This is a genomic window from Bacteroidales bacterium, assembly GCA_035647615.1.
In the GTDB taxonomy this organism is placed as follows: Bacteria; Bacteroidota; Bacteroidia; order Bacteroidales; family 4484-276; genus SABY01.
In genome coordinates this window covers 222,318-243,007 of sequence record DASRND010000003.1, presented here as the reverse complement: position 1 = coordinate 243,007, position 20,690 = coordinate 222,318, and the positions used below count along the sequence as shown (strand labels likewise).

Sequence of the window (20,690 nt, the reverse complement as noted above, 5' to 3'; positions counted from 1 at the left end):
TTTGAACGGCAAAATTAAATCGACAACTACCATTAGAAAAATGAAACGACGGCACTATTCTGCTACACCTTGACAAAAAGACTACAACAAAAACACAACATCATTTTTATGACCTTGAAAATCAATTGTTCTAAAAAAAAACAACCGTACTACAAAAAGATTTGAATAAATTTGCATCTTCTTTTATAGAAAACAAATTTTGAATTTAGCAGCCAACATACGTATTGTAGTTTTAATTGTATTTACAATACAATCGCTATTACTATGGGGAAAAGATGATGACCAGCAGCAAGTAATCGACTCGCTGAACCGAGTAGTTAGCGAGGCCCAAAGTAAGAGCATTAAGGTGTTTACTTTAGTCAGGCTATCGCAGGCTTATGGTTCGTACGACTTGAAAGCTTCAATCCGGGAAGCGGAAAAAGCTCTGGATGTCGCGAAGGAGAGCAAGGATATGACTCTTATCGAATACGCCATGTTCAATGCCGGAAATGCCTATTTTACACAGGGATTATTTGAAACTGCCACCGCCTATTTTTATGCTTACCTCGAAATCCAAAAGGAAAAAGGCAACAAACCGGGAATTGCTTTTGTGCTTGCAAACATCGGAGCTATCCGCTTAAAAATGGAAGATTACACCGTAGCCAGAAATAGCTTTTTAGAAGCACTTCAGATTTTAGAAGAATTACCTGATAATAGCCCTGACGAGAATTATAAATCTCAGATACCAAAGATCTTAAATAATCTGGGAATAGTATATCAGGAGCTACAACAATATGATTCATCGCTTTATTATTACAGAAAAAGTTTATCACAAATCGAATCTGTGGCTGATCCGGACTATAACAGAGTTAGTGTTTTGAATAATATCGCAAGTCTGTTTCTTGACATCAATGAACCGGATAGTGCTTTTGTAAACCTTACAAGGGCGATGGAAATAAAACCCGAAAATAATGATCTTGTTGGACTGACAGAATCGTACAATTTATTGGCTGAATATTATTTACAAACAAATCAGCCTGATAAAGCTCGCACATATTTTTATTCGAGTTATGAAACAGCTAATAAAATAGGTAGTATCGAATTGCGGAGTATTGCATCAGAAAAACTCTACACCTATTATTATCAGCAAAATAATGCTGATTCGGCGCTTAAATATTTTGTATTGTACGATCAGCTCAAGGATACAATAAATAGTGCCGAGACCTTAAAAGAATTAACGAGGCTGGAGCTAAGCTCTCAGTTCAGCGAACAGCAGAAAATTAGGCAACTCGAACAAGACAGGCTAAATACTATTTACATGTTTACGGCTGCTTTGCTGGTTTTAATACTATTGGTATTTGTTCTTCTCTATGTTTTGTCGAATAATCGCAATAAGCGGCTCAATCTCGAAAAGGATAACTTGTCTTTAAACACCAAGAACACCATCCTTGAAAACAAAAACCTGCAAAACGAACTTGAAATCCGAAATAAGGAACTGACCACACACGTGATGAGCATGATTCAAAAAAACGAACTGATCGGGCAAGTGGTGGAAGTGCTCTCGGACAACAAACTTAATCTGACTGAAAAAAATGAGAATACCATCAATACCGTTATTAAGAACCTGAATAAGGTGCAGGAAGAAAACGCCTGGGAAGAATTTGAGCTTAGATATCAGCAGGTTCACAATGAGTTTTATGAAAAGCTACAATCGGTAGCTCCTAATCTTACTACCAACGAACGCCGTCTTTGCGCCTTCCTGCGCCTAAATATGACCACCAAAGAAATTGCATCCATCACCAGCCAATCCCTCCGGAGTATAGAAGTTGCCCGTACCCGCCTTCGCAAAAAACTCCAACTCACCAACTCAGAAACCGGGTTGACAGAGTTTTTAGCCTCACTTTAAATTACTTGTTACCAACGTTTTAAAATTCCTGTAGCAACATTGTTGTGGTGCTTTTGCTATGCGTAGCAGCAATGTGCAGGCGTTTAATTTGGCCAATTTTATAAACTGACCTACTCTTGCCGTCCAAAACAATTACAGATGAAAAAGGAGCACGGAGCGAAAATGGAAAATGACCAAGGGGCGATACAGCTTGAGCATTTTATTAAAAAGAAAAAGGAAGAGCGTAAAATTTTAGAAAAGCTGCTTAAAGAACTAACTAAAGAACAGGAGAAAAATCATGACAATAAGTAACACCATTCTATTAGAACCATTAACATCTAAACTAACTTTTAAAACAATGAGAAAGATTTTTACAGTAATTGCACTTTTAGCAACAGTAACTTTTGCCCAGGCGCAACCGGGCACATTGGATTTTTCGTTTGGTAACGAAGGCATCGTAACCAGCGTAATCACCGAGGGATTTAATATGGCTCGTGCCATAGCCGTGCAGCCCGACGGAAAAATTATTGCCGCCGGACACACCGGCTTTTCCCCCAATTACGATGTTGCCGTAGTACGCTACAACGAAGACGGTTCTAACGACAACACCTTTGGCACCAACGGTATGGTTTCCATTTCGGCCACTACCACCAGCGATTATGTACTTGATATGGTTCTACAACCCGATGGAAAGATCGTGCTTAGTGGTTATATTTTCACGGGTTCTTCCACCGACGTGTTGCTTATCAGACTCAATGCTGACGGAACGCCTGACAATACCTTTGGAACAAATGGCATTGTAATAACCGATTTCGGCAACACCAGCGAAGTGGCAGAAGCCATAGTGTTGCAGGATGATGGGAAAATTTTGCTTGCCGGCGACCACGAAGAAAGGTTCATGTTGGTGAGATATAATACCAACGGAACACTTGATAATACTTTCGGCACAGGCGGCCTCGCTTCTGCTGATGTAGGCATCGGTTTGTGCTTTGGCCAGGATGTCGTTATACAAAATGATGGCAGAATTTTAGTTGGCGGATTGGCCTTTGACGCTGCTGCAAATTATGCATTCGGAATTGCCCGCTTCGACGCCAATGGCGCACTCGACGTTACGTTTGGCGAATTCGGTTCTACATTATTCAGCATTGGCACAGGATACGATTTTATGATTGCCATTGCTCTGCAAAGTGATGGGAAAATAATAGCCGGCGGCCACACCTGGATTGGCACCCAACCTTTGCGCTACGATTTCGCTGCGGCACGTTTAGATGAGAACGGAAACATCGACAACACCTTTGGCACCAATGGAATTACCACGGTAAATCTTATTTACGGTGGCAACTATCTTACAGATATGGTAATTCAGAATGACGATAAAATTATATTGAGCGGCTACGCCGAAGGGCCAGAAGATTACGATATGGGTTTGGTAAGGCTGAATGCTAATGGTCTTCTCGACACCTCGTTTGGAACGGATGGAATAACTATCACCGATTTAAACAAAGATATTGATCAGGGCACAGCCGTAGCCATTCAACCCGACGGAAAAATTGTTGTGGCCGGCCACACCGCGGGCGCAGACTTCCCCGAGTTTTTGGTTGCTCGTTTTATGAATGACGAAGTTTCCGATCCTGCTGTTATAATAACTCCTTTAGAAATTACCAACACCACGGTTGAAGCTTCCTTTACGCCCAACGTAGCCTGTGCAAGCTATTTTGCATTGCTTAGCACCCAGTCCGAAATGGCGATGTGGTCAGCCTGGCTGGGCGTATCAGTCGATTCGCTGGTGCAAATGTGGGGCATCGAAAAAACAGAAGCCTTTACCCATCTTTGGACCGGCCAAGCTCCAAACACCGAATATACCCTTTATGCACGTCCGCTCGATGCCAACGGATTTGGTTATCCGCTCAACACAAAAACTGTAACAACACTCACGGGTGGCGGCAACGGACTGGCAGAAATGCAGGTGCAGGTTTCTCAAATTACCGACAGCTCGGCACGACTCATCGCTATACCCAACGACCAAACGGCGCTGTTTTATGACGGTCTGATTACTAAATCGTATTTTAATGAGATTGGTCAGGATTCGGCTGTTGCTGTTATTATCGAATTTGGTTCACCCATGTATGCCATCGACGACTGGGTGTGGATAGATTTGTTTGCAAACACAGATTACTATGCTATTGCTGTTGGTAAAAATGCACTCGACGAATGGGGCCCTGCCACGATTGTGGAATTTAAAACCTTAGAACCAGTAGGCATTGCTGATCCGGTAGAAGCTCAGAAAACGATCTCCATTTTCCCGATGCCCAACAATGGTACTTTTACATTTACAACTCCTAATGGCCAGGCAGGTTCTGTACGCATCTTTAATACAAACGGACAAATGGTGTTTGAGCAAAGGGTTTCGGGTGAACAATCGGTGATTGATGCCCACCACCTTTCAAATGGATTGTACCACCTGCAATTTACCTCCGATTCGAAAGCAATCACAGTTTCGGAGAAGCTGATTATTGCCAGATAGAGATTCATTTTTCTATTTTATAAAATTTGAAACGGACGACCAACCCGTCGTGCGAAAGATAGTTGTTGAATAGAAGTGTTGATTCCCTTTGTTAAGATGGAGGTTGGCAACGTGTTTGTCAGCCTCTTTTTTATTTTCAAATCGGATTATCTTTACAGCTTTAATTTATTGATATGAAAACACTAAAAATCTCGATCCTTATTTTAATCCTTTTGCAGGGAACCTTGCTCAGCGCACAGTTGAAATTAATTCCCCGGCCTAAGCAAATCGAGCTTCGGGATGGTGCTTTCAGGATTGATGAAAACACAAAAATTGTCGGCTATGCGCAGGGTTCGTTTTACGCTGATGAACTAAGAGATTGTATTCAGCAGGAATTGAACATCAATTTAGAAAAAGCTAAAAAGGCAACAAATAATTGTATCGAATTTATCAGAGTTGAATCAGAAACAAGATGGACGGAGATTATAAAAGATAATGCCTTAGATGCCGCTTTCGAGCCGGGCGATGAGGGCTATGTTTTGGCAGTTTCGTCAGGGGGAATTAAAATAATTTCAAAAACCGATGCCGGGATTTTCTATGGCATCCAAACCCTGAAACAAGTCATTCAAGCCAATCGCAGCGGAAGCATGATTCCCGGTTTAACTATTTACGATTATCCCGACATTGCGGTGCGTGGCTGGCAGGATGACATCAGCCGCGGACCCATCCCAAGCATGGAAACGTTGAAAGCCCAAATCCTTAAAATGGCTGCTTTCAAACTGAATTATTTCACCCTCTACATCGAGCATGTTTTCCAGTTCGACAGCCACCCGGGAATCGCACCCGCCGACGGAATTACCAAAGCACAGCTTGAAGAATTAAGTTCCTATGCTAAAAAACATCACGTGCATCTTATCGGAAATTACCAGTCGTTTGGCCACATGGAAAAAACACTTTCCCTCCCCCAATATCAGCATTTGGCCGAAGCCGGGCATATCATTTCGCCGGCCATGGACGAATCCTACCAGTTTCTTGCTGAGGCATACAGCGAAATTGTCCCTGCCTTTGAAGGCGAATATTTCAATATTAATTGTGATGAAACCCACGGCCTGGGCGAAGGAAAATCCAAGGCAATGGCGGAAAGCCTCGGCATTGGCGGCGTGTATGTTAGTCATATCAATAAGCTGGACAGCCTGCTAAAACCTTACGGAAAAAAAATAGTGATGTGGGGCGACATTGTGGGCAACCACCCGGAAATAATCGGACAGTTGCCCAGTGATATTACTGTGATCGCCTGGGGCTATCATGCCGCCGATAATTTTGAATATGCCGTTACGCCGCTCTCCGAATCCGGGCTTAACTTTTGGGTGGCTCCGGGCATTAACTGCTGGTCAAATATTTTTCCAGATTTTTATTCTACCCAAATCAATGTCTATAATTTTATCAGAGATGCCTACAAACACGGGGCTACCGGCGTACTAAACACGAGCTGGGACGACGACGGGATGAACTTTTTCCAAAACAACTGGCACGGCTTTGCCTGGGGTGCCGAAAATAGTTGGAATGCACCCGCATCGAATTTGTCGATGGAAGCATCCGATGTGGAAAGAGAAAAAATATACCACGCCTTCAACCGGAATTATGATGCCATTTTTTATGGATTAAATGAAAGTTCATTGACGGATGCTATGATTTCCTTTTCAGGCTTCCACCAATCGGGCGTACGGGATATTTTAAACAACAGTCGCTTTTTCGAACCCGTTTTCCCCATCTATTTCGATTATGTTAGAGATGGAAGAAGGGATGAAAATCGCGCTATGCTGGAGCAAACGGTGGCTTTAAAACAAAGCATCGAAGCCCTTGCCCCACAAATCAGGTACAACAAGAGCACTCTCGACTATTTGCTGTTTGCCATCCGTCAAGTAAAATTTACCTTACACAAAAATTTGCTCAGGATTGATATTTCCGAGTTTATAAATGGAGCGAGCAATAAATCGGATGTTGAATTAAAAAAGCAAATCGACCTGTTGGCTGATGAGGCCGGAGCCTTGCAATCAGAGTATGTGCATTTATGGAATCTGGAAAACCGCCCGTGGTGGTTAGAAAAGAATGTGGCAAAGTTTGAAAAACTAACCGAAAGCATCGAAAACCTAAAATACCATTGCCTGATTACTGCCGCCGATACGCTGACTGAAAAAGGACGGGAGATTTCTATTCGTTCGATATTTGACGACCAGGAAATTTATTATGCATTAAACGCAGATACCGTAACAATGTCGTCGGCAAAGTATAAAGAGCCAGTTTTTATTGATGAAGACACCAAAATTGTGGCCGGGGTAATCCATCCGGCGAAAGCCTTTCCAAAAACCGAAACCACCATTATCTATCACAAGGGAATTGGGAAATTACATAAACTTAATTCATCCTATTCAAATTATCACCCCGGCTACGATGGCGGAGGAAAAAATGCCCTCTTGGACGGGAAGCAGGGCGAGGCCGACGTTTTGCGGAGCGGCCTGTGGCAGGGATTTTCGGGCCAGAATATCGACATCGAAATTGACCTGTCAGAAATCCAAACAATAAATTTCTTTTCGATGGGATTTTATCAAAATACCTACGACTGGGTTATCTTCCCAACGAAGATCGAAATTTATGGGAAAAATGATTTGGATGACGAATACGTCCTTATCCAAAGCCTGGCCAACACAATTACTCCTGAAGAAAAGGGCAGCTTAAAACACAATTACACCACCGAATTTAATAGCCTGAAAACACGATACCTGAAAGTAATTGCCTACTATTACGGCAAGTTGCCCGAGTGGCATCATTCAGGCTCCGGCTACGAATCGATGATTTTTTCGGATGAGATTATTTTGAGATAGGGTAACTAGCATTATTTGTAAAACTTCTTCGAGGTGTCGGAGGCTTGGGGGTTGCTTTTATTCATCAATATTAAATCCCCTGTGATGAATTCCGCGTAGTGGATAAAGAGTTGTTGACAGCTGTAAATCAACAAACAGGTCAGGAATTCTGTTAGTTAAAGCATTTGCCATCTTGTATCTGTAAGAAGAAAAGGGAATACCCAAATTGTATTAAATTTGCATCTGAGTAAAATAAAAGCATTGAATCATGGCAAACTTTTCTGTTTCGATACCCGATCAAAGAGTCCCTTTTTTTAAGGAACTAATGAAAAATCTTGGATTTACAACGCATGGACCCATTGATGATTCTGATATTCCGGAACATCATAAAAAAATCATCGACCAGCGCTTGAAGAATTACAAAGAAAACCCTGATTCATATCACGACTGGCAGGAACAGGAAGTAAAAGAGGAATTCGACAAAAAATACAATGTATAAATTAGCCATCGACCCTTTGGCCAAAATTGACAGAGAAAGCTCCGTAGGAGCGGAATTATGGTAGAATAAAGTAACAATGAAAACACAAAGCTCCGTAGGAGCGAAATTATAATAGAATTAAAGACCTTTTTCCATTCGATTGAACCATCAATTAATTAAGCCTTTTTCAGAATACAATATGATAATTCTGCAAGATCATAGTGTCGCCTCTACGAGGCTTTTTTCTCCTGACCTCAATTTTCTACCATACTGCTGCCTCTACGAGGCTCCTGTTGCAAACCCTGACTTTACCACGAAGATCTTTTCAAGAATCACTATTTCCTATTGAGGTCGCTTTCTAAAATCTCCTTTGTCAATTCATCCGAATCTCCGTATTGCTTTCGCAATTCATCCAACCGAACCAACAACTCTTCCTTTACTTGCTGGTATTCCGGATTATCAATTACATTTTGCATTTCGTCAGGATCCTTTACGAGATCATAAAGCTCCCACTCGTCCACATCGTAATAAAAATGGATGAGCTTGTATCGATCAGTACTCACTCCGTAATGGCGCTTCACGGCATGGAAAGCCGGATATTCGTAATAATGATAATAAAGCCCATTGCGCCAATCCTTATCGTTCTCGGCAAAAAGTGGCAGCAAACTTTCGCCCTGCATATCGTCGGGAATATCTACACCGGCAGCGTCCAGAAAGGTTTCGGCAAAGTCGAGGTTTTGTACCAAATTCGAGTTTACGGTTCCGGGTTTAATTTTATCGGGCCAGCGCACCAGTAGCGGCGTTCTGAACGATTCTTCATACATAAATCGTTTGTCGAACCAGCCATGCTCACCCAGGTAAAATCCCTGGTCGGAAGTGTAAACAACGATGGTGTTTTCAGCCAGCCCGGATTCGTCAAGATAATCGAGCAACCTGCCAACATTGTCATCTATCGATTTTATGGTGGCCAGATAATCTTCCATGTAACGCCGGTACTTCCAGAGCGTCAACGAATCGCCCTGCGGCGGATTATTAAAAAAGGCTTCATTCATCGGCCCATAAACGCTATCCCACTTTTCCCTTTCGGCGGCGGTGAGGCGGGAGAGTTTGTCATTGTAAATATTGGCAAACCATTTCATGAACTCCTTCATGCCAAGAGAATCCAAAATTTTAGGCTCTATTTTAGTATCATTCGTCAACCCCATGTGGTCGCTTATCCGCATTTCGGCTTGCCTGGCAGCACTTCCACGGTTTTGGTAATCGTCAAACAGCGTTTTTGGGATCGGGATAGGCTGGCTCCAAAAAGCATCCAGATATTGTTGTGGCGGCAGCCATGCGCGATGCGGTGCCTTGTGTTGATACATCAGCATAAAAGGTTTTTTCTGGTTGGTTTGCTTCGAGAGAAAATCCAAAGCCATATCAGTTATTATGTTCGTAACATAGCCCTGCATTGTAAAGATTCCCTCGCTGGTTTTAAATTCGGGCTGATAATAGTCGCCCTGATCAATCAGAATCTTCCAAAAATCAAAACCTTTGGGATCCGATTTCAAATGCCACTTCCCCACGATAGCTGTTTGGTAGCCTGCTTGTTGCAATAATTTTGGAAACGTAGTCTGACTGCTGTCGAAATCTGTCTCATTATCGCGCACCCCGTTTATGTGGCTGTGCTTGCCGGTAAGAATTACAGCACGACTTGGTGCGCAAATCGAATTGGTAACATACGCACGGTCGAAGCGCATTCCCTCATCGCCGAGTTTGTCGATGTTTGGGGTGTGAATGAGATGATCCTCATAAGCGCTAATGGCCTGGTAAGCATGATCGTCGCTCATGATAAAAATGATGTTAGGCCTTTGCACCACCTGCTCCGAACAGGAAACCAACAACGCCATCATGATCACAAACAGAAGCCCTGGTTTAAAAAATCGAATGAATAGAAATTGAATATGCTTCATAGAAATGAGTTTGAATGAAAATATTTTAAAGTGACAAATGTAATGAATTGATTAGCAAGCAGCATTCTGCGCAACTGATCGGAATCGTAATACGGATGGTTCATAAACATAGACTTTATGCAAATTTAACGCCCCAAAAGCTAATCCGAAAACTTATCAACGCCCATTTACATCTGCCTGCTTAATTCTACTTTTGCCGCCACTATTTGCACAGCAATGACATTTACAGAATTTATACCTGAACAACCTTTATTATTCTGGCTCCTGGTAGGTTTTGCCGCCGTTACAATGGTGCAGCTCATCTACTTCTGGCTGGTGTTTGTGCGGTTGGCTTTTTACAAAAAAACCTTTGAAGTAGCTGATGAAACGCCTGTTTCAATTGTAATTATGGCCAACAACCAATATCGGGATGTAAACGAAAACCTGGCGGCTTTCCTTGAACAGGTGCATCGCAGGTACGAAGTTGTTCTGGTGGTTGATAACTCCGAAGACGGCACCATGGAGCTGATGGATGAATTTACGGCCAAATATCCCCACCTGCGCATTGTAGAGCTTACGCAAAGTCTCAACTGGTTTTCGGGTCGAAAGTTTCCATTATCGCTGGGCATCAAGTCGGCTTACAGCGATCTGATTTTGCTCACCGACATCAACTGTTGCCCGGCCAACGAGCAGTGGATATCGGAGATGACGGCAGCCATGCAGCCCGGGCGCGAGATTGTACTGGGATATGCTTCCTGGCGCACGACATCACGAATCAATAAATGGCTGCGGTTTACGGCTTTTTATGATGCGTTGCTTTACCTTTCGATGGCACTTAGCGGAATCCCATTCAAAGGCATCGGCCGCAACCTCTCCTACACCCGCGAACTATTTTACCGAAACAAAGGCTTCAGCGCTCATTACACCATCAACGCCGGCGACGACGAACTCTTTGTAAATAAAACCGCCACGCGCAAAAATGTGTCGGTGCAAATAAGTGCCGGCAGCCGCATCGATCAGGTGCGACCGTATTCTTTCCGGCGTTGGCTGATCAGCGAAAAAAAAAGGCTGGGCATGCGCCATTATTTTAAAACAGGCCACCGCGTGCTCATCGAAACCTACACTTTGTCGCTCTTCCTTTTCTACACTTTGCTGGCAGCTCTCCTGTTATTAAAGGCTCCCTGGATTTCGGTGGCAGCAATATTTGCTTTGCGATTCATCAGCCAACTCATCCTGTTCGGCCTGATACAAAAGCGCCTCCACGAAAAAAACCTGTTGCTGCTTACGCCGTTTTTTGAATTGTTCCTTTTACTCATCGGCTTTTTCATCCGCCTCCGTCTGCTTTTCTCGCGAAAGCGAAAATGGCATTAAAAACTTGAATAGAATCATAGTATTTTGAATTTTTTAAACCCTCTGCATTTTTCGTTGTTCCTTTCGATAATGGGTTTGTAATAATTGATTAAAAAAGAAAATATGAAATACAACTTTGACGAAATCATTTCCCGTGAAGGGACAAATTGCATAAAATATGATGCCCGCCAGCGCATCTTTGGCAGCGAAGAAGTGCTGCCGATGTGGGTGGCCGACATGGATTTCCGCACGCCCGACTTTGTGATCGATGCGCTGCGAAAGCGCCTGGAACACGAAATAACAGGCTACACCTTTCGCGGTGATGAATTTAATAATGCCATTGTCGGTTGGATGAAAAAACGCCATGGGTGGGATGTCGATCCGGCATGGCTGAGTTTTAGTCCGGGCGTGGTGCCGGCGCTCAATATGCTGGTGATGGCGCTCACAAAACCTGGCGACCGCATCATCGTGCAGCCACCGGTCTATTTCCCGTTTTTCAGCGCCATCCGAGAAAATGAATGCGAAATTGTTGAAAATCCTTTGGTGTTAAAAAACGGCCGGCTTAGCATGGATCTTGACGATCTGAAACAAAAAGCCGTTGGTGCGCGCATACTTATGCTTTGTCATCCACACAATCCCGGCGGTAGCGTCTGGACGCGCCACGAGTTAGAAACCATGGCACAGATTTGCATCGACAACGACGTGCTCATCATCTCCGACGAAATTCATTCCGACCTTATCTTGGATGGACATCAGCACATCCCGCTGGCATCGCTTAGCGAGGAGGTGGCTGCGCAAACCATCACCTGCAACGCACCTTCCAAAACCTTTAATTTGGCGGGGCTGGCCACTTCTTATCTTATCATCCCAAACCAGGAACTCCTCGACAAATACAACCACATGCTCAACGACCAGTTGCACGCGGGCATGGGCAACCTTTTTGGTGCCATCGCGCTGCAGGCTGCTTATGAGCATGGCGAGGACTGGCTGAGGCAATTGCTCGAATACGTGCAGCAAAACATAACTCTTGTGCGGGAATATTTGCAGCAAAACATCCCGCTGATTAGGATGATCGAGCCAGAAAGCACCTACATGATCTGGCTCGACTGCAGCGATCTGGAATTACCTGTCGGAGGGTTGAAAGATTTTTTTGTAAATAATGCCCGTCTGGGTTTAAACGAAGGCGAAATGTTTGGCACCGGTGGCGAGAGTTTTATGCGCCTCAACGTGGCATGCCCGCACCAGTTGGTGCAGCAAGCCATGGAACAACTCCACGACGCAGTGAGCCGGCATCAACGATAAGAAGCTTATTGCCTACTTTTTGTCTATTACGCCAAATTTATAAAATATTGCTAATGCAATAAGTGTCCGGCGAAAGCATTTTTAATAGCTGCTGCGAAAATAATCCACACGAAATTTGCTAATTTTGCCGCCGATAATGGATATTATTTAACTACTTGATTTTTCAAACTACAATAAAGTATAACGAGAAATGACTGAACAGGCACCAAAAAAATCGAAACCGATTATCTACATCATTCTTCTGGCCATACTTCTGCTGCTGGTATTGCTGCTGGGCTACATGTACATCAACACAGCCACAAAGGTGGAAGATATGACCGTAGAAAAAGAGATGATGCGTACTGAGCTGCAAAACGAACTCAATGCGCTTCTGCAAGAACATAACGATGTGAAATCTAACTATGGCCGTTTGTCGGATACCCTGGCTTCGCGCGACAGCCTGATACAGGCCAATGCTTCGGAGATCAAGGATCTGCTGAATTATAAATGGGAATATTTTCAGATAAAGAAAAAACTCGACAGGCTCCGCGATGTGGCCAAAGGCTACGTAAACCAAATGGACTCACTCTATCGTGTAAACGATGATCTGAAGCAGGAAAATCAGCGCATCCGCGAAAGCTTTAAGAGCGAACAGGTGAAAAATGTGACGCTGCAGGAACAGCGTGTCGAACTGGAAAACATTGTGCAAAGTGCTTCGGTGCTGCGCGCCTACAACATCAAATCTACCGGCATCCGCCAGCGCGGCTCACGACAGACTGAAACCGACAAAGCCAAACGCACCGACCGCGTTCAGATTTGCTTTACCCTGGGCGAAAATACACTCGTGAAATCTGGCATCAAATCCATCTATTTCCGCATTGCCCGCCCCGATGGCATTATTCTTATGTACGACACCGGCGATGAATACACTTTTATGGCCAACAACACCAAACTCCAATATTCCATCAAACGGGATGTGAAATACGAAGGCGAGTCGATGGATCTTTGCGTCTACTGGGATAAGAAAAATTCGGATGAGAACGCTATGGTAGGCCGCTATCTTGTTTCCATTTATATGGATGGGGAAATCGTTGGCGAAAGCTCTTTTGAGTTACGATAGAGAAATTTTTTAGAGATAATCAACCAGCAAAGGCAGCACTAAGATGTTGCCTTTGTTTTTTTGGTCATGGGCCTGAATCGCTCCACCCACCATACCCAGAGCGAGAAAATTACCACATAAAAAAACGGCCTGAACAAATAGTCGTGGCTAAAATCCCAGTAGTTGGGCCAATTCACGATCACTACCGAAAGCCCGGTGATGCGAAACAAATTGGTGAGATGAACAATGAAAAGTCCCATTGGGATAAACCAAAGTTTGTGGCGCCAAGGCCCCGGATAAATCATCATCAGCAGCACAAACTGCAGCATCGGCTTAAAACCGGAGCAGCTCGAATTGACAGCTATGTAGCCGCTGTTGGTGAAATACATCGTGCGCGTTTGATCCACTGCCGTAAACGGAATCTTTAAAACATGTTCTACAAACCAGATGCTTTGTACATAAACCTGATCCGACAGCCAGGTGCCAATGCTTAAATAAAGTTCTTTGATGGGATAAAAATGCAATTGGTTGGCCCAAAAGCGAAAGCTGAAATGGATCACCAAAGTGATGATGACAAATAAAGCCACGTCGGTAAGCGCGTCGAGCCTGTGCAGGCGGATGAAATCGCTGATGGTGCGCTTGTTTCTTTTTATAAATCCTTCCTTTTTTGTCATACTCTGATTTTGGGCGGTGAAATTAATAAAATTCATCTGCAGCGACAAAAAAGTAGAAACCGCTGGGGCGGGGAGACGCAGAGGCTATTTAGGAACAAAGTTAGGTTCTAATCATAATTTTCGCTTCTGTTTACCAAAATGTGTTATTTTTGCAATCCCGGTTCAAATTTAAAATCAGGTGTCGTGGCCGAGCGGTCAGGCAGCGGTCTGCAAAACCGCCTACAGCGGTTCGAATCCGCTCGACACCTCCAGGAAATAAACACCAACCCGCAGCATCTCGTTGCGGGTTTTTATTTTTCTCTCAAAATCACAGCCTTTTTATCCATTCCACTAAACGTCCTTTTGCGCCGTTTTAAATTCTTTGAGCGCTCTTGGTTCTTGTATCACATTCATAAATTCATTTTTGTTTTACAAAATCAGCCAACTATTTTGCAACATAACCAACGTCCTCATTAAAAATTAACTTTGCCAAAAAAACCACAAACTTCATTTTTATGAAAAACAAGAAAGTTTTCCTTTTACCTCTCGCGACAGTTGCTATCATTCTGTTGTCGGGTTGGGGTCATGTCGGACATTTCCACATCAGTCAGAGAGCGTCGCTGTCGTATAATGAGCACATGGCGGATTTCGATCAGTGGACTGCTATACTGGCAGCCCATGCCAGCGATGCCGACAAACGCAAGAGCAGCGATCCCAACGAAAGCCCACGCCATTTTATCGACATCGACAATTATCAGTTGTTTAACGAAACCGGGCGTATCCCGCAAACGCTCGACTCGGTGATCATGCTTTACGGCACCTATTTCGTTTACAACCAGGGTGTGTTGCCGTGGGCTACCCTGCGCACCTTCGATTCGCTGGTAAGCTGCTTCGAGCGCTACGATTGGGAAAAGGCCGTGCTCTTTGCCGCCGACCTTGGCCATTACGTAGCCGACGGACACATGCCCATGCATATTACCCGCAACTACAACGGGCAGTTTACCGGCAACACCGGTATCCATTCACGCTACGAATCCACCATGATCAACGCTTACATCTCACAGATTAATTACGAAGGCTCACCTGCCGAATTTGTTGACGATGTGCCGGAATACATCTTTGGATACATTTATCAAAATTATCCCTATGTCGATTCGATACTCATGGCCGACGACTACGCCAAAAGCGTTTCGGGCAACACCGGCTCACAGGCCTACAAGCAGGCGCTGTGGGAATATTCCAATGAGTTCACCACGCATCTTTTCAAAAGCGCTTCGCATGCTTTGGCCGAACTGATATACACCGCATGGGTGCATGCCGGCTCGCCTGTGCTTGGCTCCTCCTCCATAGCCGATCCGCTGGTGATCGAAGGAATTTTATTGCGACAAAATGTTCCCAATCCATTTGCGGGAAGCACTACCATTACTTTTGAGCTATTGGATAAAAATGATATTACCATCGAAATTTATAATTCCATTGGACAGTGTGTAGCCAATCCGGCTAACGGAAGTTATACTCCTGGAAGCCATCGTCTGGAATGGCAGCCATCGAATATCCAATCCGGAATTTATTATCTGATCCTCACCTCCCCAAAAGGACGCCAGATGCGTAAGATGGTGGTGCAATAGGGGAGTTAAAAAGAAAAAAACCAAATAGTTGCAATTATTTAGGTGTAGTGTTCCCAACATATTCTTCGACTCCATACTCAGATTTTCGTCGTCATTGCCCCATCCCCGACCCTTCTCCGACACGGGGAAGGGAGCTCTCTTTCGTGACGTAATCCGAAACCCAAAACAACATGCTTCGCTTAGCAAACAATCCTACTGTCCAGCAGAGGGGCAGGGATGAGGCGTTAAAAAAGGGGCTTCCTGATCGTTACAGGAAGCCCCTTTTTTTTAAATCAAAAATAAGAGGTTCTAATCAAATAGCTTGGTCCACTCTCTTTGTTTGCGTTTTTTCCAGTCTCCTTTGTGGTAGGCATAGCTGATGATGAGCGGCAACACTGTTGTAGCTTCAGCGTAGACCATTTGTTCGTACATGGTATCTACCTTGCCCCAAGAAGCGGCTTCTTTTAGTGTAGAGCTCGAGCAGGCGCCATCGCGTGGGTCGGCTACGGTAATCTGCACAGCATATTTGTGCATGGGAACTTCTTTTCCTAATATTTCGGCGCAGACTACTGTGTCCTGAGCGAAGTTTTTGGGCACGCCGCCACCAATCATAAACAATCCCGAGCCACCGGCTTCCATTTTTATTTTGGTAAGCTCCAGAAAATCTTTTACCGAATCAATGGAAACGTGTTTGTCGGGATTTTTCCACTGATGTTTTGCTAAACCAAAACCAGCGCTGCAGTCAGAAAAAGCGGGACAGAAAATGGGAACATTGTGTTCAAAGGCCACTTGTACCAGCGAATCTTTTTTTACGGAATGTTTGGTAAGATAGCGTCCCATTTCGCGAATGAACTCACGCGACGAATATGGACGCGGCTCGAGGCTGTCGGCAATTTTTTGGGTGGCGTCGTCGCAGGCCTGCAGCTCTTCTTCATCAATAAAAGTATCATAAATGCGGTCGATGTATTGCGAACGCAGCTCCATATCATCCACAAATGGAGTTCCGCGATAATGTTTGTAACCGAGCGCCTCGAAAAAATCCATATCCACGATGGAAGCGCCTGTAGCCACCACGGCATCGATCATATTATTTTTGATCATATCCACATACACCTGCATACATCCGCCGGCACTGGTGCTGCCAGCAAGTGTGAGCCAGATGGTGCAGTCGTCGTCATTGATCATGCGTTGCAAAATGTCGGCAGCCGCAGCCGTATCACGCGAGGAGAACGACATGCCACGCATCGCATCGATGATGGGCGTGCTGTCGAAGGATTTGATGTCGATATGACGGATGGTTTCTTTGAGTAAGCTCTTCTTGTTCATGATTTCTAAATCTTTATAATTAGGAATAAATAAAATTCTGTTAATGTCAAAACAGCCGCTGTAGCGCAAGGTTCACTATTTTATTGCGCGGGTGGCCTGGTCTTGGAATTTGTAAGTTAGTAGTTTGTAAATCAGCTTGGCAGCGAGGAAGTCGGGCGCTTTATTATCGTCCACGGGCGCCAGCTCCACCACATCAAAACCCACTACATTTTTTTCTTCTATCACGCGGCGCAGGAATTTTATCACCTGATACCAATACAATCCTCCCGGTTCGGGCGTGCCGGTGCTGGGCATGATGGAAGGGTCGAACACATCGAGGTCGATGGTGATAAACACATTTTCGGTAAGCTGATCCACAGCGTCCTCCATCCAATCGTCGTTGTCGTAAATATCTTCGGCCAGGAAGAGTTTTTCATCCACCAAAAATGGCTTTTCAACAATGTCCATGCTGCGGATTCCCACTTGCACAAACGGACAAATCTCGCGTACCCGCGACATCACCGAAGCGTGGCTGTAAGGCGATCCTTGATATTCGGGGCGCAGATCCGTGTGGGCGTCGAGCTGTAGCACACTCAGGTTGTCGAAGTGGCGGGCGTAGGCGCGCACAAATCCGGTGGTGACGCTGTGTTCGCCGCCAAGACCCACCAAAAACTTATTTTGCTTTAGATATTTGTCAGCAGCTTTTTCCACAGCGTTTACCATCGCTTCCGGCGACGACTTCTCCGTTACAGCTTCGGCGGTGTAAATGCCTGTTTTGTAAATCTCGGTATCGGTCTCGATGTCGTAAAGCTCCATGTTGGCTGAAGCTTCGATGATAGCAGCCGGACCATTGTCAGCGCCCTTGCCCCAGGTGCTTGTTTCGTCGTAAGGAACAGGCAACACTACCGCGACAGCGCTGGCAAGCTCAGCATATTGCGCTTCGAGACCACCAAAAATTTCAGATGTTTCCATTTTATGTTAATGTTTTTGAGCGACAAATTTACAACAGATATTTGGAATGAAAAGTCAGCAGGGGGCAGTCCTCAGCCAGCAGTTGGAGAGATGAGCGGTGAGTAGTGAAGTCACCCCGTGAATAACGTCTGGCCAGCAACCTAATGCCCCGGCTAATGTTTTAAGTTTAGGAAGCATTCACGGGGTGACTGATGATGTATTCGGAAGTTACCCCCGTGAATAACGCCAGCCAGGCCGATAAACAAATGCTTGGGCTATGTTACCCGTCAATTCTTTAAAATCTAATCCGTAACTGGAATTAAAAAAGAGGCCACCCACATTTCAGAATCAGAACGTAAGGCGTGCATCGTGTTTTCTTTTACAATGAAAGCCTTACCAACAGTCAATTCTTGTTCTTCATTTTCCAATACACCAAAACCTTCACCTTTCATACAGTAGAATACTTCATCAAATTTCTGGTGTTTATGCAAAGCTACGTTGCTATCAGGTTTTATGTGATAGACGTTTGTTTTAATCTTTGATTTTAAAAAATCCTTATCCATGTTTTATGAACGCTTGTTAGCACCGGGTTTTATTCTGTACCTCACTATAAATTGCAGGTATTGATTGTATGCGTTTGAGCGTTCCGAAACGATTCCAAGATCGATTCCATATCTGGGATTAATCCAGCCTATCTCGGAAAAACGTGTAATGCTATGATTATACCTTAACCCTAAATCAATATTCTTTGTAATGCTATAGTTTACACCAATCAATGCTGAAATTTCAAAAGCGCTTTCTTCAAGAGGAGTAAATTTATAATAAGCAGAATGTTGTTCTTCCAGAGATGGAAAACTGGCGTCTTTGTTAATTAAATAAGCAAACTCAGGACCGAAGGAAATAAAGAACCTATCTGAGAAATAAACATTCGCAAGTATCGGTAGCTGAATGTAATGAAGTCGAAGTTGATGATCAGAAGAGTTCGAAATATCTTCCTTATCCTTAAAAACACCTCCTTTTCTAATGTACCCGGGTTCTGCTGCTATGCCCCAGGTTTCGGAAAGCCGGTATTCAACAAATCCGTTTACATTAAACGAATGCATTGGATAAAACAATTTTGTACCATAATCTTCATACTGGGTAACATGTGGGGTAGCATAAACATATCCTGCAAGAACCCCATAATTAATTTTCTGGGCCTGAAGGTTCAACCCCAGAAGTAACATCATCCCTGCTATTACCAAAAGTTTTAGTGTTTTCATTTTTGTTTTATTTAGTTTATGAATTGTTCCATAATGCCAATGCAATGTTACAGACATTTCATTTTGTCTGTTCATCAATCCATTCTGTGAACGCTGCTACTCTCGTCCATTCCATAATTTGTCCGTAATAATATGTTTTCATGAATTGTGCAAGATCAATTCCTCCTCCAGCACCACCACAAATTCCAATTAATTCCCAGTCATTACCGTTTTTTCTAAACAATCCCCCGCCACTATCACCTCCAGTGCTAATATACTCCAAAGGTCTGGGGACCGAACTGCCCATTTTGTTGCAGTCATCCCGGGTTGGGTGATCGAAGTCACATAAAAGTATGGTTCCATTTCCTGAAAGCTCTGAACCTCCGATGCTATCAATGACATTTTCTCCAGCAATCTTTTTATGTAATAAATCCACTAAATCTGGTCTGTCTGCTGGTCCGGATGCACCATAACCAACACCTACAACATTTGATTTTAGCTCGTCAAAGGCATCGTTAAGTTTTGCAGGTGAAATACCTTTTAAAGGTTGCTCTAATTCAATTAGTGCTATGTCGCACGAACCTTTCGTTAAACTGTCCAGATAATTAGGATGTAATGTTAATTTTTTAACTTTAACTTTTTGCCCATTGAAAACCAGGGTGAGTTTATTTACATCCGTAACCCTTTCGTTGTAAGGAGTAAATACAGTAATAGTCTGTCCGTTAATCTCCATTGTGTCAGGTCGGGTATCGGTGTCAATAAAAACGTGTGCGGCTGATAAAACAAAGCGATTGCTAATTAACACACAAGATCCACTGGCCGAAGTGTCTTTAAAAATTCGGCCAACACAATCAAATTGTGTCTCTTCGGCTAATTTTAAGTACTCCTTTTCATCAACATCATGTCTGATAATACCTGAAAAACAGGTCAAAAACGCTACAGCACTTAGCGCCATAATTTTTAGACTATTGTGTTTCATTGTCTATCTTTTAAATTGTCCGTAACGTTCTACCTAAGCGGTACTAAAACGACCGCTTAGGTTTTGTTGTACTTTGTTTTCCGGAAGAAATTAGCCTTTACCAGCTTTCTTCAATCTCTTTTCCTCCTTTTTTTCTTTTGGAGTTTTAGCTGGCTCTTTTTTAACTGCTTTCTTTGAGTCTTGTCCTTTGCTCATAATTTTATTTTTTTAAAGGTTATTTCTACTCATTTGCCTGATTATAATTTATTAAGAGCCAAAATTAAAGAATATTCCATCACGAAGGATGTTTTCTATAATTTTTCATTTACATGGGCATTGGGTAAGTCAACAGGCCGACGATAGAATATCACGGACAAGTTGCAAGATGATGAAGTACATGAAAAAAAATTAATCAGATAATGAAAGTCACCCCGTGAATAACGTCTGGCCAGCAAACCAATGCCCGGGCTAATGTTTTAGGTTTAGTCAGCATTCACGGGGTGACTGGCGAGTGGATGAAGTCACCCCGTGAATAACGTCTGGCCAGCAAACCAATGCCCGAGCGAATGTTTTCGGTCTAATCAAAATTCACGGGGTGACTGGTGGAT

The 20,690-nt window shown here is 43.7% G+C and carries 16 protein-coding genes and 1 tRNA gene; 10 read left to right on the top strand and 7 right to left on the bottom strand.

The features are described 5' to 3' along the window. Positions 1 to 199: 199 nt before the first annotated feature. The 5 genes from VFC92_01550 (at position 200) to VFC92_01530 (ending at position 7,727) form a co-directional block, all read left to right on the top strand. Entirely contained in the window at positions 200 to 1,885 is a 1,686-nt protein-coding gene (locus tag VFC92_01550; GenBank protein HZK06860.1) for a tetratricopeptide repeat protein, read from the top strand. Between the two features lie 138 nt (positions 1,886 to 2,023). Next, positions 2,024 to 2,176: a hypothetical protein gene (locus VFC92_01545; protein HZK06859.1), complete on the top strand. Its 153-nt coding sequence runs from the start codon at positions 2,024 to 2,026 to the stop codon at positions 2,174 to 2,176. A 46-nt stretch (positions 2,177 to 2,222) separates the two neighbouring features. Beyond that, complete coding sequence (locus tag VFC92_01540) at positions 2,223 to 4,388, top strand: T9SS type A sorting domain-containing protein (protein ID HZK06858.1); 2,166 nt, start codon at positions 2,223 to 2,225, stop codon at positions 4,386 to 4,388. A gap of 173 nt (positions 4,389 to 4,561) precedes the next feature. Next, positions 4,562 to 7,249 carry a glycoside hydrolase family 20 zincin-like fold domain-containing protein gene (locus VFC92_01535; GenBank protein HZK06857.1) on the top strand — a complete coding sequence of 896 codons (2,688 nt, stop codon included), beginning with the start codon at positions 4,562 to 4,564 and terminating at the stop codon, positions 7,247 to 7,249. Between the two features lie 247 nt (positions 7,250 to 7,496). Continuing rightward, positions 7,497 to 7,727 carry an addiction module protein gene (locus VFC92_01530; GenBank protein HZK06856.1) on the top strand — a complete coding sequence of 77 codons (231 nt, stop codon included), beginning with the start codon at positions 7,497 to 7,499 and terminating at the stop codon, positions 7,725 to 7,727. Positions 7,728 to 8,041: 314 nt separating this feature from the next. On the opposite strand, the gene VFC92_01525 is transcribed toward VFC92_01530, so the two are convergent. Next, a complete protein-coding gene (locus VFC92_01525) occupies positions 8,042 to 9,658 on the bottom strand; it encodes a sulfatase (protein HZK06855.1) in 1,617 nt (538 codons plus the stop codon). 216 nt (positions 9,659 to 9,874) lie between these two features. Between VFC92_01525 and VFC92_01520 the strand changes: the two genes are divergently transcribed. The 3 genes from VFC92_01520 (at position 9,875) to VFC92_01510 (ending at position 13,388) form a co-directional block, all read left to right on the top strand. Continuing rightward, positions 9,875 to 11,008, top strand: coding sequence for a glycosyltransferase (locus VFC92_01520; GenBank protein HZK06854.1), 1,134 nt, complete (start codon positions 9,875 to 9,877; stop codon positions 11,006 to 11,008). Positions 11,009 to 11,110: 102 nt separating this feature from the next. Further along, positions 11,111 to 12,289: a PatB family C-S lyase gene (locus VFC92_01515; protein HZK06853.1), complete on the top strand. Its 1,179-nt coding sequence runs from the start codon at positions 11,111 to 11,113 to the stop codon at positions 12,287 to 12,289. 190 nt (positions 12,290 to 12,479) lie between these two features. Further along, positions 12,480 to 13,388 (top strand): hypothetical protein, encoded by a 909-nt coding sequence (locus VFC92_01510; protein ID HZK06852.1) that lies wholly within the window; start codon positions 12,480 to 12,482, stop codon positions 13,386 to 13,388. A 38-nt stretch (positions 13,389 to 13,426) separates the two neighbouring features. Here VFC92_01510 and VFC92_01505 read toward each other — a convergent pair whose 3' ends face one another. Next, positions 13,427 to 14,041, bottom strand: coding sequence for an exosortase/archaeosortase family protein (locus VFC92_01505; protein ID HZK06851.1), 615 nt, complete (start codon positions 14,039 to 14,041; stop codon positions 13,427 to 13,429). Between the two features lie 177 nt (positions 14,042 to 14,218). Between VFC92_01505 and VFC92_01500 the strand changes: the two genes are divergently transcribed. Beyond that, a tRNA-Cys gene (locus tag VFC92_01500) sits at positions 14,219 to 14,292 on the top strand. Positions 14,293 to 14,535: 243 nt separating this feature from the next. Continuing rightward, the gene (locus VFC92_01495) at positions 14,536 to 15,648 is read left to right on the top strand and encodes a T9SS type A sorting domain-containing protein (GenBank protein HZK06850.1); all 1,113 of its coding nucleotides are present in this window, start codon (positions 14,536 to 14,538) and stop codon (positions 15,646 to 15,648) included. A 288-nt stretch (positions 15,649 to 15,936) separates the two neighbouring features. On the opposite strand, the gene VFC92_01490 is transcribed toward VFC92_01495, so the two are convergent. The 5 genes from VFC92_01490 to VFC92_01470 form a co-directional block, all read right to left on the bottom strand. Further along, on the bottom strand, positions 15,937 to 16,953 hold the full coding sequence (locus tag VFC92_01490; protein HZK06849.1) for a deoxyhypusine synthase: 1,017 nt from the start codon (positions 16,951 to 16,953) through the stop codon (positions 15,937 to 15,939). Between the two features lie 75 nt (positions 16,954 to 17,028). Beyond that, positions 17,029 to 17,904, bottom strand: a complete 876-nt coding sequence (gene speB, locus VFC92_01485) for an agmatinase (GenBank protein ID HZK06848.1) — start codon at positions 17,902 to 17,904, stop codon at positions 17,029 to 17,031. 281 nt (positions 17,905 to 18,185) lie between these two features. Further along, on the bottom strand, positions 18,186 to 18,446 hold the full coding sequence (locus VFC92_01480; GenBank protein ID HZK06847.1) for a cupin domain-containing protein: 261 nt from the start codon (positions 18,444 to 18,446) through the stop codon (positions 18,186 to 18,188). A gap of 3 nt (positions 18,447 to 18,449) precedes the next feature. Next, positions 18,450 to 19,145, bottom strand: a complete 696-nt coding sequence (locus VFC92_01475; protein ID HZK06846.1) for a porin family protein — start codon at positions 19,143 to 19,145, stop codon at positions 18,450 to 18,452. A gap of 58 nt (positions 19,146 to 19,203) precedes the next feature. Further along, the gene (locus VFC92_01470; GenBank protein ID HZK06845.1) at positions 19,204 to 20,103 is read right to left on the bottom strand and encodes a trypsin-like serine protease; all 900 of its coding nucleotides are present in this window, start codon (positions 20,101 to 20,103) and stop codon (positions 19,204 to 19,206) included. Between the last annotated feature and the right edge of the window lie 587 nt (positions 20,104 to 20,690).

Excerpts from the sequence above, each read along its gene's own strand:
- VFC92_01520 (HZK06854.1), top strand. The coding sequence starts at position 9,875 with ATGACATTTACAGAATTTATACCTGAACAACCTTTATTATTCTGGCTC.
- VFC92_01515 (HZK06853.1), top strand. The coding sequence starts at position 11,111 with ATGAAATACAACTTTGACGAAATCATTTCCCGTGAAGGGACAAATTGC.
- VFC92_01475 (HZK06846.1), bottom strand. The coding sequence starts at position 19,145 with ATGAAAACACTAAAACTTTTGGTAATAGCAGGGATGATGTTACTTCTG.
- VFC92_01535 (HZK06857.1), top strand. The coding sequence starts at position 4,562 with ATGAAAACACTAAAAATCTCGATCCTTATTTTAATCCTTTTGCAGGGA.
- VFC92_01480 (HZK06847.1), bottom strand. The coding sequence starts at position 18,446 with ATGGATAAGGATTTTTTAAAATCAAAGATTAAAACAAACGTCTATCAC.
- VFC92_01470 (HZK06845.1), bottom strand. The coding sequence starts at position 20,103 with ATGAAACACAATAGTCTAAAAATTATGGCGCTAAGTGCTGTAGCGTTT.
- VFC92_01540 (HZK06858.1), top strand. The coding sequence starts at position 2,223 with ATGAGAAAGATTTTTACAGTAATTGCACTTTTAGCAACAGTAACTTTT.
- VFC92_01530 (HZK06856.1), top strand. The coding sequence starts at position 7,497 with ATGGCAAACTTTTCTGTTTCGATACCCGATCAAAGAGTCCCTTTTTTT.
- VFC92_01490 (HZK06849.1), bottom strand. The coding sequence starts at position 16,953 with ATGAACAAGAAGAGCTTACTCAAAGAAACCATCCGTCATATCGACATC.
- speB (HZK06848.1), bottom strand. The coding sequence starts at position 17,904 with ATGGAAACATCTGAAATTTTTGGTGGTCTCGAAGCGCAATATGCTGAG.
- VFC92_01510 (HZK06852.1), top strand. The coding sequence starts at position 12,480 with ATGACTGAACAGGCACCAAAAAAATCGAAACCGATTATCTACATCATT.
- VFC92_01525 (HZK06855.1), bottom strand. The coding sequence starts at position 9,658 with ATGAAGCATATTCAATTTCTATTCATTCGATTTTTTAAACCAGGGCTT.
- VFC92_01545 (HZK06859.1), top strand. The coding sequence starts at position 2,024 with ATGAAAAAGGAGCACGGAGCGAAAATGGAAAATGACCAAGGGGCGATA.
- VFC92_01505 (HZK06851.1), bottom strand. The coding sequence starts at position 14,041 with ATGACAAAAAAGGAAGGATTTATAAAAAGAAACAAGCGCACCATCAGC.
- VFC92_01495 (HZK06850.1), top strand. The coding sequence starts at position 14,536 with ATGAAAAACAAGAAAGTTTTCCTTTTACCTCTCGCGACAGTTGCTATC.